A 10,964-nucleotide genomic window follows, 5' to 3' on the forward strand; every position below is an offset into this window, starting at 1 on the left:
TCACCTTGTCGAACGCCTTGGCGGCGACGCCCGGTTGCGGATTGGCCGCGTCGGCTTCGATCGCGGCGGGCTTCGCAGCGTCGCCCCTGGCGGCTTCAGTCTTTGCTCCCGGCGACAACGCCGCATGCTGGTCGGCCTGGCCGGTCTGCGCGCACAACGGCACGATTGAGAGCGGTGCGAGCAGCACGAGCGCCGCAACGGCGCACAGACTCCGCCCTGAGATAGGGCGAAAAGGGAAGGCAAAACGCATCAACTCGGCTTCCTCTAATTCTGCTGCACCGGGCCCAGATGGGCCGCATCGATCACGAATTTCGCCAGTGCGCGGCCGAGACAGGCATGAACCTTCTTGGCCAGATCGACACCGTGCGAGGTGCTGAACAGGTCAAAATATCCGGCGTCGCTCCACTGCTTCATAATCGCGAACCGGTCGAACAGCGGAACGTCGTGCTGCTGCGCCACCACCTTGATATTGTCGAGATATGGCGGCGCAGAGATCATCGTTTCCGTACGCGGGCTGTATTGCAGATTGACCAGCACCACGTCGGTCCCGGCGCCCCGCAACGCAACAACGCCGTCGTTGATGGCGGTGCGGAAATCGTCAGGATCGACTGCTCGCATAGCATCGACCGTCCCGGTCTGCCAGATAACCAAAGTAGGCTTTTTTGCTTCAACAAGCTTAACAAGGGTTCCCGCGGTCTCCTCGGCGGTGCTCTTTGCCTGTAATTCTACGGATAAATCGATGGTCGCTGCCGGAAATGCCTCCTTCAGCGCCGCCTGCAGCGTGGCCGGATAGGCGCTCGCCTCGTTGCCGGGGATGGTCGAGGAGCGGCTGCCCACCACCAGCACGTTGAGCGGCTTGTTGGCCTTCACCGCGTCGGTGACCTTCGGCAGCGAACTCTCGCTTGCCAGCAGATAGGCCGGCACATCGCACGGCGGAGCCGGCTCGGCGGCGTCGCCGGCGCGCGCGGGCGCGGCCGCCCAACAGGCGGCCAGCAGCATCAGGCCCAGCATCGTCCGCGCGGACTTCATGCTCCCCCTCCCGCCAGATCGGCGTTGCCGGCGGCACCTTTTTTCGAGGCGCCTTTGTCGGCGGAGTGCTTGTACCACGAAATAATCCACGCCATGCCGCACATGATGAGGATGCCGAAGACGCTGATCAAGGCGTGCAGTGCGGCACCGCCAGACACTTCGGCAAGCACGAAGTGACCGGCGAAGGCGAGGAAGACCCCGAGACAGAATATCTCAAGCGAATGCTGGCCACACAGGATCAAAGGTCGCAGCCAGGGCGATTTCAGGCCCGGCCAGTCCCGCGGCAGGAAGCGCACGGTGAGCGCGGCGAGCGCCAGGAAATGCGCGAACCGCAACACGTCCAGGTCGGTCTTGTTGATCGGATACATCCATTGCTCGATCACCTTCGGCATGATGTGGCCGAGCTGCGGCACGTACCAGGTCAGCGTCACGAAGAACGCGGCGACGAGATAGGCGATGCAGATCCACATCGTGATGTTCGACGACAGGATGCGCGACATCCGCCGCGCGCCGCCGAGCGCGCACCAGGCGCCGAACACGAACAGCAATTGCCAGGCGAACGGGTTGAACGCCCAGAAGCCGTTCGGATAGGCCGACAGATAAAGATCGAACTGCCAGGTCAGCGCGTAGAGCAGGACCGACAGGCCGAGCGTGACATCGGGCTTCCACTTCATCAGCCACAGGATCAGCGGCAGGAACAGCATCAGCACGATATAGAGCGGCAGCACGTCCATGTTAACGGGGCGGAAGCGCAGCAGCAGCGCCTGTACGATGGTGACGTCGGGCTGCTTGAGGAAGTCCATGATCCCCATTTCTTCGGTGTAGAGCGGGTTCTCGAACGAGGTCGCGACATAGGAGATCTCGGCGAGGAAGATCGTGAACAGGAAGACATGCGCGACATAGATCTGCCAGACCCGGCGCAGGATGCGCGCGGTCGCGATCACGAAGCCGCCCTCCAGCATCGCGCGGCCATAGACGAAGGCCGCGGTGTAGCCGGAGATGAAGATGAAGATCTCGGTGGCGTCGGAGAAGCCGTAGTTGCGGATCGTGAGCCAGGTCAGAAGATTGGTCGGCAGGTGATCGATGAAGATCAGCCACAGCGCGAGCCCGCGGAACAGATCGAGCCTGAGCTCGCGCTCGCCGGTCACCGGCAGCGTGATCGCGGGCGCCGCAGCTTTCGCCTTCACCTCGGCATCGGCCTTTGCCTCGGCTTTGGCGTCGGCCGCCGGCGAACCGGCTATGGGATCGGCAATCGAGCTCATCAAGCACCGTGTCGGCCGCGGACGCCCCGCATGCCAGCTGAAAAGATAATATCGGTCCACAACTTGCCGACAAAGCACAGAGTGCGGCGACATGCGGCCGCGCTTTAGAGCGGAACTATGTTGAAACCACGATGAACAGGCAGCCTCCGGGACCGGCTTTTCACGGCCCGCCCAGCGATTGGTTCCGGCTGACCAATTGGCTATGATGGGCGCCTGTTTGCGCGTGATCCGGCCGAAAGCGGATTTTGCGCCGAGATCATCGGATTGAGCCGTATGTACCGTGCCGTTACCCGCCAGATCGAAGTCACCGTCGAGCCGAACTTCATGCCGGAGCGCTCGTCGATCGACCGGCGCGAATATTTCTGGTCGTACAAGATCGTGATCGTCAATTCGGGCCCGGAAACGGTGCAGTTGCGGACACGGCACTGGATCATCACCGACGCCACCGGCCGCCGCCAGGAGGTGCGTGGCGAGGGCGTGGTCGGCGAGCAGCCGGTGCTCGCGCCCGGGGAGCGCTTCGAATACACGAGCGGCGTACCGCTGCCGACCGCCTCCGGCTTCATGACCGGCAGCTACCAGATGGTCACCGAAGCCGGCGAGCGCTTCGACATCGACGTGCCGACCTTCTCGCTGGACAGCCCGAGCCCGGACGGGAAAAGGGTGCTGAATTAGCCGTGCCGTCGGTGCCGCCGCGCGGTCGGACGGGCTGAATGAAGGGCACGAAACTTCCGAGAAATGGAAGCAATTCCATGATTTCCGATCGGCCTGACCGGCGAACCCGGCACGATTGTACTCAAATCGAAGCCGCCGATTTCAGAAATTCGCGGCGACCAGATCGTAAGACCCCCTGCTTCCGCGGACATAGACCCTGGCCGCAGCAGCACATATCCGATCGCGGTTGGCATCGAAGGCGTGCAGAAGGCCTGGCTCGTCGAGGTAGGCATCCGATTGAAGTCGCTTCAATGCGCCTTCGGTGACGAAGAACGATGCCTCAATAGCACTTTCATATCCCCAAAACCGAACGGCGCGCCGCGTTTGGTCGTATGAACGACTGTGGTTTGGAAATTCAATCATGGGTAAGGCCTATCAGGTTGTTGCCACAGCTTGTTGTGATCCGTGACGCGCACATTGAAGCGACGTGACGTTCGGTCGATCGGCTACAAGATTTGGCAGCTAAGGCTTCGCGCTTCCGCAAAGGGGATGCTGTAACAATACAGTTGCGCTGCTGATCAGGTGGCTACTCCGCGATCGGATGACAAGCCCACTCGGCACGTATCGGGGCAATCGTTCGCGTTTTTCGCGCTGGATACGACCAGATTCGCCCGATTGCGCGGAAAACATTCACCGAAGAGCCAGCTTATGATGATACGGTCGATGATGTCCCCAGCCGACCTCCGCACAGACCCGCATGCTGCAAGCAGCTTGGCACCGCAGCAAGACGTCCTGGTGGAAGAGAATGTCAGCCTTCGGCTTCTGCTCGCGCAGGCCGCGATCGATGCGAAGAGCTTGCTGACCGCGGCCGGCATAGACGCCAGGGAGCGCGTAGCGGCCGACAAGCTGCAGAGGGTGATCCTCGAGGAGCTGCACCACCGCATCAAGAACACGATCGCAACCGTCGGTGCCATTGTCTCCCAGAGCCTGAGCAACCTGGAAGGGGTCGAACATGCCCAGCACGCCATCGCGGGTCGGTTGCTGGCGCTCGGGCGGGCGCACGATCTCCTTTTGCAGGCAAGATGGAGCAGCGCGGATCTCGGCACGGTCGTCCGCGGCGCCACCGAAGCCTTCAACAATCCGGATGAGCCGAAATTCTCGATTTCAGGACCGGGAATTCGCATGACGTCGGGCGCCGTCGTCGCCATCGCGATGACGCTCAACGAGCTCTGCACGAACACCACGAAGTTCGGCGCCCTGTCCGTCCCACAGGGGCGGATCGACATCAGTTGGACGCTGCTGGATCAACCAACACAGCGCTTGCATCTGATATGGAGCGAGAAGAACGGTCCGGCGGTCCACCCTCCGGAACGGCGCAGTTTCGGAACACGGTTGATCGAAACGCTCGGCAGGCAGCTGCGCGGCGACGTGCGGCTAAGCTATGAGCCGACCGGTTTCGTGTACATATTGGACGTACCATTGGCTTCTCTTACTTCGTGAAGCGCATAGCCGACGTCCCGAACTCGCGCCAATGTCTGGATATCGCCCTCGATTGCGAATTGAGTCGACTACCGGACGTAAGGGGTATCTACTGAGGCCATCACTGCTCCGCATCTGGCCGATACCGGTGACTGAGAGTGCTGCAAGCTCCCGCCAGTGACCAGGAGAGCTATGTGCCGATTGCTCAACACAGCCAGCCTGAACCGCCGTCGCATGATCTTCCGGCGTTGGAGGCCGTGAGGATAGGGGATGCTGCGAAGCCATTCCCGTCCGGCCTTCAGCGCGACGCGATGCTTCGCAAGGCGCGGCTGGTCGAAACCGCCTCGCACATCAATGATTGGCTGACATCTCCCGGCCTGCGAACGCCGAGCTAACTGCCGATCTTGAGGAGAAGCGGCCCCAGTACGGAGCCGACTGAGGCCGCCATTTTTCCGATGCCACTGAGGCATGGCCTCCGGTCGCCTCTCGCCAAGCGATGGCTTCGACATTGCTTTCAACTGCGCTTCAGGAACAGGCGACCGCGGTGAACGTTGTCGCGGTACAGATATTCGCGCGCCATCCGATTTGCTTGTGCCCGGCGATTTGTGGCCTTGGTGCTCGTTATTCGACCCTTTGCTTCCCATATACAAATCAATCCTCGTCAGCCATCGAGATGGGTCGGAATGCGCGGAGACCTCCAAGGAAAGGGCCCGCCATGTTCAAGTCTCAGCAGTACCGCGCCAAGGCAGCCGCATACGGCGAACTGATCAAGCGTTCGAGCAGTCAGGGCGAAAGCCGCAAGTTTCAGGAGCAGCAAGACCGCCTCGCTTCGCTCGCGGATAACGAGCAAGGACTGGCGGACAATTTCGACAACGCAATAAACGTTGCTGAGCAGGACCGCTCTCGCGGCGCCGCCCTTGCCGCCGAAGAGGAGTACGTTCTGCGGTGTCTCGGCGCGGCCATCATCATGCAATGGAACGTCCTGCCGAAGGCGCTGCAGCGGGAAATCTTCGACACTGCCGGATCAGTCGGAAAACTGTTGGAGACGTCGGCGCTCCGCGGGCAGATCGCGCGCTTCCTGCACAAACACAAGGATGATGCCGGTCGCGACAAGGTTCTGCAGGCGCGTCAGGATGCGAGATCGGGCGCCGCGGCTTTGTCCCGATGGGACAATGAAGGAGGTGCAGTCCCCGATGGACTGCCGATGTGAGCCAACTACGACAACAGGAGATTCGCCATGTCACTCACTCAATTTTGCGTCGATGACGGACACCACAGCATGGACGGGCTGCGGCTTCTCGCCCGTGATGGAAATGAACGGGTCGAGGCATTCATCGGCCGCAAGGTGATGGACGTCTGGGCCGAGTCTGTCGAGCACCGCGGCGGACATCAGAGCCTGTTCCGCGATCAATACAACGCGCTCGGCAGGCTGAACCTGGCGGCGATCGAGCGGATCGTCAGTGAAAAATACCAACGCGGTGCTGCGTACAACCGGCAGCATCCCTATGTCGAGGTACTGTTCTCGGACATCACCGACAGCGGGGAGACCTTGAATCTGAGCGGACTCGTGCGCGAGATCCTGCCGCCCGCGTTTCACCGGCTGAGTTGAGATCGATCCAGGAGGAATTCCCATGACGAAGAAATCCCTGCTCTCCATTGACGAACCCGAGTTGAAGAAGCCGCTGCGCGCCGACCGGCCTCCTACCGAAGGTTTCGTGATCATTGTCGACAAGCAGTTCAAGTCGGAGTTCGACAGCGCCGAGGCTGCTGAAACCTCTGGCCGACAACTGAAGGCGGCTTATCCGATGCTTCAGATCGAAATCTATGACGCCGCCAGCCAGACCCGCACCTTGCTGAGCTGACAGGCCTGGTTGCCGGGCCTCGTGGTCGGCTTTCCGCCTACTCCACGCCCGCTTCCTGCGGCGTGAATTCATACACCGACGAGCAGAACTCGCAGGTGACGACGACCTTGCCGTCCTTGACCATCTCGACGCGATCGTTCGGCGCAAAGCTCTTCAGCATCGACGACACCGCATCGCGCGAGCAGGAGCACTGCGCGCGCAGCGGTTGCGGGTTGAAGACGCGCACGCCGCGCTCGTGGAACAGGCGGTACAACAGCCGCTCGCCGGAGAGATCGGGATCGATCAGCTCGACGTCTTCGACAGTTGAGATCAACGACTGTCCCTCGACCCACGCATCGTCATCCGGCACGCTGTGCGTGGCCGTGCCCTCCGGCGCATCGCCGGGATGCAGATCGGCCTGCTTGGCGCGTTCGGGGGCCTTGGGCAGGAATTGCAGCAGGATGCCGCCGGCGCGCCAGTGCAGCTTGCCGCCTTCGCCGCCGCGCATCTCCTCACCGACCGCGAGCCGCACCCGCGTCGGAATCTGCTCGGAGCGCAGGAAATATTCGTGGGCCGCCTCTTCCAGGCCACCGCCGTCGAGCGCGACCAGGCCCTGGTAGCGGCTGGTGTTGGCGCCCTGATCGATGGTCATCGCAAGGTGGCCCTTGCCGAGCAGCTCACCCGAGCTCTGCCCGTCCTTGAGGCGCGCCACATCGTAGCGCGCATAGGCACGCAGCCGATCGGGCGCCTGGAAATCGACGATCAGGAGCGAGACCGGACCCTCGGTCCGGGTCTGCAGAATGAAGCGGCCCTCGAACTTGACCGACGAGCCGAGCAGCGTGGTCAGCACGATGGCCTCACCCAGCAGCTTGCCGACCGCGGGCGGATAATCGTGCTTGTGCAGGATCTCGTCGAGCGCGGGGCCGAGCCGGGTTAGCCGGCCGCGCAGGTCCAGCGCACCGACCTCGAAGGCCAGCACGGCATCGTCGACAGGAACCGCCGAGGGCGCGCGAATGGGCGTCTCGGGCTCGATTTTGATGTCAGGGGATTGTGAAACCATGGCGCTCTATCTGGTGTCTCGGACCATGAAATAAAGGGGTTCACTCAACGAGAGATCGTCGTCCCGGCGAAGGCCGGGACCCATAACCACCGGATTTTGTCGCGACACAAGGCGTCTCCCCTTGTGCCTCTTTCACGGGCCGCGGCGTCTGGGTCCCGGCCTTCGCCGGGACGACAACGCCTTAGCGACCTACGCTTATGCGACTTCGTTAAAACACCAGGCCAGAATGCCCTTCTGCGCATGCAGGCGGTTTTCCGCCTCGTCGAACACCACGGATTGCGGCCCGTCGATCACCTCGTCGGTGACCTCCTCGCCGCGATGCGCGGGCAGGCAGTGCATGAACAACGCGTCCGGCTTGGCCAGCGACATCAGCTTGGCATTGACCTGATAGGGCTTCAGCACGTTGTGGCGGTGCTCGCCCTCCTTGTCGCCCATCGACACCCAGGTGTCGGTGACGACGCAGTCGGCGCCGCGCACGGCGGCTTCCGGATCGGTGCCGAGCATGATCGGCGCGCCGGTGGCCTTGATCCAGTCCCGCATCGGCTTCTTCGGCGAAAGCTCGGGCGGCGTCGCGATGTTGAGGTTGAACTTGAAGCGCTCGGCGGCGTGCGCCCAGGAGGCCAGCACGTTGTTGTCGTCGCCGGTCCAGGCCACCGTCTTGCCCTCGATCGAGCCGCGATTTTCCTCATAGGTCATGAGGTCGGCCATCACCTGGCAGGGATGCGAACGCCGGGTCAGGCCGTTGATGACGGGCACGGTGGCGTGAGCGGCGAGCTCGAGCAGCGCGTCATGGTTGAGGATACGGATCATGATCGCATCGACATAGCGCGACAGCACGCGCGCGGTGTCGGCGATGGTCTCGCCGCGGCCGAGCTGCATCTCGGCGCCGGTCAGCATGATGGATTCACCGCCGAGCTGGCGCATGCCGACGTCGAACGACACCCTTGTGCGGGTCGACGGGCGCTCGAAGATCATAGCCAGCGTCTTGCCTTCGAGCGGCTTCCTGCCCTTCTCATGCGCCTTCAGCTTCGCCTTCATGGCGGCTCCGGCAGTGAGCATGTTGCGCAGCTCGCCGAGCGGCAGCTCGTTGATATCGAGGAAGTGACGGACCGGCTTACTCATTATCCGGCCGCCTTCTTCGGCTGTGCTGCCGATAGTGTCGCGCAGGCGCGCTCGAGCGAGGCGATCGACTGGTCGATCTCGGCCTCGGTGACGATCAGGGGCGCGAGGAAGCGCACGACATTGTCGCCGGCGCCGACGGTGAGCAGCTTCTCGTTGCGCAGCGCAGCGATCAGATCGCCCGACGGCACCACCGCCTTGACGCCGATCAACAGGCCCTCGCCGCGCACCTCCGACAGCACGCCGGGATAGCGGTCGACCGCGGACGCGAGCTTCTGCTTGAGCAGCAGCGACATCTTCTGCACGTGCTCGAAGAAGCCGGGCTTGAGCATGACGTCGAGCACGGCATTGGCGGCGGCGACCGCGAGCGGATTGCCGCCGAAGGTCGAGCCGTGCGAGCCCGGCGCCATGCCGGCCGCAGCCTGCGCGGTCGCCAGCACCGCGCCGATCGGGAAACCGCCGCCGAGCGCCTTGGCCAGCGACATCACGTCCGGCGTGACACCGGTGCGCTTGTAGGCGAACAGCTCGCCGGTGCGGCCCATGCCGGTCTGCACCTCGTCGAAGGCGAGCAGCAGGCCGTGCTCGTCGCACAGCGCGCGCAGCGCCTTGAAGAACGCCTGCGGCGCCGAGCGCACGCCGCCCTCGCCCTGCACCGGCTCGATCAGGATGCCGGCGGTGTGGGGACCGATCGCCTTCTTCACCGCCTCGATGTCGCCGTGCGGCACCTGGTCGAAGCCATCCATCGGCGGGCCGAAGCCTTCGAGATATTTCGCCGAGCCGGTCGCAGCCAGCGTGCCCAGCGTGCGGCCGTGGAAGGCGCCTTCGAAGGTGATGATGCGGTAGCGCTCGGGATGGCCCTTGGAGAAGTGATAGTGGCGGACCAGCTTGATCACGCCCTCCATCGCTTCCGCGCCGGAATTGCAGAAGAACACCAAGTCGGCAAAGCTCTGCTCGCACAGCCGCGCGGCCAGCACCTCGCCGTCCGGGCTCTTGAACAGGTTCGACATGTGCCAGAGCTTGGTCGCCTGCTCCTGCAGCGCCTTGACCAGATGCGGATGCGCATGTCCGAGCGCATTCACCGCGACACCCGAGGTGAAATCGAGATAGCGGTCGCCGTTGGTTGCGATCAGCCAGGCGCCCTCGCCGCGCTCGAAGCCGAGATCGACCCGGGCGAAGACGGGGAGCAGATGCGACGAGGCGTTGGTCATGGCGTTCACTGCCGGTTTGAAGCCGTCAATTGCTGCGCGCCTTGACGCCAACGCAGCAACCGCCAGCTTCGGAAAACAAAACGGCCGCCTTTGCGGGCGGCACGTGCGGGTCATTCTATGCGGCGGCTGGTCAGTGTCAATCGCCAGGAGCCGGCCTTTGCCGGCCTTCCTGCAATGCGAAACCAGCGCAATCCGGAGCATTCCGGTGCGGTGGAAAAGCCTCATAGCAATGCTTAACTTTGTGGGAACATGTGGACGCACGGCCGCGGACTCTTGCGCCAGAGTCACGCCATATTGTAGCGTTTGGCCTGTCGGGTACGACATCTCGTGCGGCAGTACTGGACCCTCTAAGTAGCCTTCGTTCTCGCGTAAACGTTCGGGCGCAACACCGTGCCCGGCGAGGGCTAAAGGATTCTGGCCGCAGGGATATTTGTCCAGATTGGCTCGCAGCGCCGCTCCGATGAGTGGCCGGCGCCATGCGAAAGGAAGAATGTGATGACTGTATTGACATGGTCCGACGATCGCGTCGAGCAGCTGAAGAAGCTCTGGGAATCCGGCCTCTCGGCCAGCCAGATCGCGGCGGAACTTGGCAATGTGACGCGAAACGCCGTGATCGGCAAAGTGCATCGGCTCGGCCTCTCCGGCCGCGCCAAGGCTCCCTCCACGGCTGCGCCGCGGCAGCGCAAGGCCCGCCCCGCCCAGCACATGATGCGGGTGGCGCGCCCGGTCTCGCGCGGCAACACCGCGCTGGCGCATGCCTTCGAGGTCGAGATGGAGCCGGATCCGATCTCCTTCGACAACGTGGTGCCGATGAGCCAGCGGCTGTCGCTGCTCGAGCTCAACGAGGCCACATGCCATTGGCCGGTCGGCGATCCCTCGAGCCCGGAATTCTTCTTCTGCGGCGGCAAGGCGCTCGGCGGCCTGCCCTATTGCGCGCACCACTCGCGCGTCGCCTATCAGCCGGCCGGCGATCGCCGCCGGCCGTCGGCGAAGCCACAGATCAAGTAAGCACTCGGGAAACTGCCTGGACTGCAAAAACAAATCCCCGCGAAAGCGGGGATTTTTTTGTGGCTCGTAGCCCGGATGGAGCGAAGCGCAATCCGGGGCGGTGTTTGACGCGGAGAACGCACCACATCACCAGCGTCGTCCCGGCGAAGGCCGGGACCCATAACCACGAATGGGTGTTGTTAGAAAGCCGTCTAGCCGCGTGCCGATTGCGCCCGCCGCGGCGTATGGGTCCCTGTGTCTTGGAAGTCTGTCATGATGGGGTGGGCGGGAAGCCGTTGGGTCCTTGGCGCTTGACGCCGTGAGCCGG

Annotated in this window: 12 protein-coding genes and 1 pseudogene; 6 read left to right on the plus strand and 7 right to left on the minus strand. The window is 63.2% G+C overall.

Features of this window, described 5'->3' with window-relative positions:
• The 3 genes and pseudogenes from BraRD5C2_RS28765 to BraRD5C2_RS28775 form a co-directional block, all read right to left on the minus strand.
• Window positions 1-250 (minus strand): annotated as a pseudogene (locus BraRD5C2_RS28765) (hypothetical protein); the annotation flags it as partial.
• 14 nt (window positions 251-264) lie between these two features.
• A complete protein-coding gene (locus BraRD5C2_RS28770; RefSeq protein WP_223974409.1) occupies window positions 265-1,029 on the minus strand; it encodes an SGNH/GDSL hydrolase family protein in 765 nt (254 codons plus the stop codon).
• On the minus strand, window positions 1,026-2,291 hold the full coding sequence (locus BraRD5C2_RS28775) for an OpgC domain-containing protein (RefSeq protein WP_223974411.1): 1,266 nt from the start codon (window positions 2,289-2,291) through the stop codon (window positions 1,026-1,028). The genes BraRD5C2_RS28770 and BraRD5C2_RS28775 overlap by 4 nt, the downstream gene beginning before the upstream one ends.
• A gap of 273 nt (window positions 2,292-2,564) precedes the next feature.
• Between BraRD5C2_RS28775 and apaG the strand changes: the two genes are divergently transcribed.
• Window positions 2,565-2,963, plus strand: coding sequence for a Co2+/Mg2+ efflux protein ApaG (gene apaG / locus BraRD5C2_RS28780; protein ID WP_092123063.1), 399 nt, complete (start codon window positions 2,565-2,567; stop codon window positions 2,961-2,963).
• 141 nt (window positions 2,964-3,104) lie between these two features.
• Here the strand turns inward: apaG and BraRD5C2_RS28785 are convergent, their stop codons facing one another.
• Complete coding sequence (locus BraRD5C2_RS28785; protein WP_223974413.1) at window positions 3,105-3,365, minus strand: DUF1488 family protein; 261 nt, start codon at window positions 3,363-3,365, stop codon at window positions 3,105-3,107.
• 303 nt (window positions 3,366-3,668) lie between these two features.
• On the opposite strand from BraRD5C2_RS28785, the gene BraRD5C2_RS28790 reads away from it, so the two are divergent.
• The 4 genes from BraRD5C2_RS28790 to BraRD5C2_RS28805 all read left to right on the plus strand — a co-directional run bounded on the left by BraRD5C2_RS28790 (window position 3,669) and on the right by BraRD5C2_RS28805 (window position 6,283).
• Window positions 3,669-4,442: a sensor histidine kinase gene (locus tag BraRD5C2_RS28790; RefSeq protein ID WP_223974443.1), complete on the plus strand. Its 774-nt coding sequence runs from the start codon at window positions 3,669-3,671 to the stop codon at window positions 4,440-4,442.
• Window positions 4,443-5,136: 694 nt separating this feature from the next.
• Window positions 5,137-5,631 carry a hypothetical protein gene (locus BraRD5C2_RS28795; protein ID WP_223974415.1) on the plus strand — a complete coding sequence of 165 codons (495 nt, stop codon included), beginning with the start codon at window positions 5,137-5,139 and terminating at the stop codon, window positions 5,629-5,631.
• Between the two features lie 27 nt (window positions 5,632-5,658).
• Window positions 5,659-6,030 carry a signal transduction histidine kinase gene (locus BraRD5C2_RS28800; RefSeq protein WP_223974417.1) on the plus strand — a complete coding sequence of 124 codons (372 nt, stop codon included), beginning with the start codon at window positions 5,659-5,661 and terminating at the stop codon, window positions 6,028-6,030.
• Between the two features lie 22 nt (window positions 6,031-6,052).
• On the plus strand, window positions 6,053-6,283 hold the full coding sequence (locus tag BraRD5C2_RS28805) for a hypothetical protein (RefSeq protein ID WP_223974419.1): 231 nt from the start codon (window positions 6,053-6,055) through the stop codon (window positions 6,281-6,283).
• Window positions 6,284-6,320: 37 nt separating this feature from the next.
• On the opposite strand, the gene BraRD5C2_RS28810 is transcribed toward BraRD5C2_RS28805, so the two are convergent.
• The 3 genes from BraRD5C2_RS28810 to BraRD5C2_RS28820 all read right to left on the minus strand — a co-directional run bounded on the left by BraRD5C2_RS28810 (window position 6,321) and on the right by BraRD5C2_RS28820 (window position 9,649).
• Complete coding sequence (locus BraRD5C2_RS28810) at window positions 6,321-7,322, minus strand: Hsp33 family molecular chaperone (protein ID WP_223974421.1); 1,002 nt, start codon at window positions 7,320-7,322, stop codon at window positions 6,321-6,323.
• A gap of 195 nt (window positions 7,323-7,517) precedes the next feature.
• Window positions 7,518-8,444 (minus strand): ornithine carbamoyltransferase, encoded by a 927-nt coding sequence (gene argF, locus BraRD5C2_RS28815; protein ID WP_223974423.1) that lies wholly within the window; start codon window positions 8,442-8,444, stop codon window positions 7,518-7,520.
• Window positions 8,444-9,649, minus strand: coding sequence for an aspartate aminotransferase family protein (locus tag BraRD5C2_RS28820; protein ID WP_223974425.1), 1,206 nt, complete (start codon window positions 9,647-9,649; stop codon window positions 8,444-8,446). Before BraRD5C2_RS28820 ends, argF begins: the two co-directional genes overlap by 1 nt.
• Window positions 9,650-10,144: 495 nt before the next feature.
• Here BraRD5C2_RS28820 and BraRD5C2_RS28825 point away from each other — a divergent pair, with 495 nt between their 5' ends.
• Complete coding sequence (locus BraRD5C2_RS28825) at window positions 10,145-10,657, plus strand: GcrA family cell cycle regulator (protein ID WP_223974427.1); 513 nt, start codon at window positions 10,145-10,147, stop codon at window positions 10,655-10,657.
• The last annotated feature ends 307 nt before the right edge of the window (window positions 10,658-10,964 follow it).

Origin of the sequence: Bradyrhizobium sp. RD5-C2, from assembly GCF_019972155.1 — a bacterium.
Classification (GTDB): Bacteria; Pseudomonadota; Alphaproteobacteria; order Rhizobiales; family Xanthobacteraceae; genus Bradyrhizobium.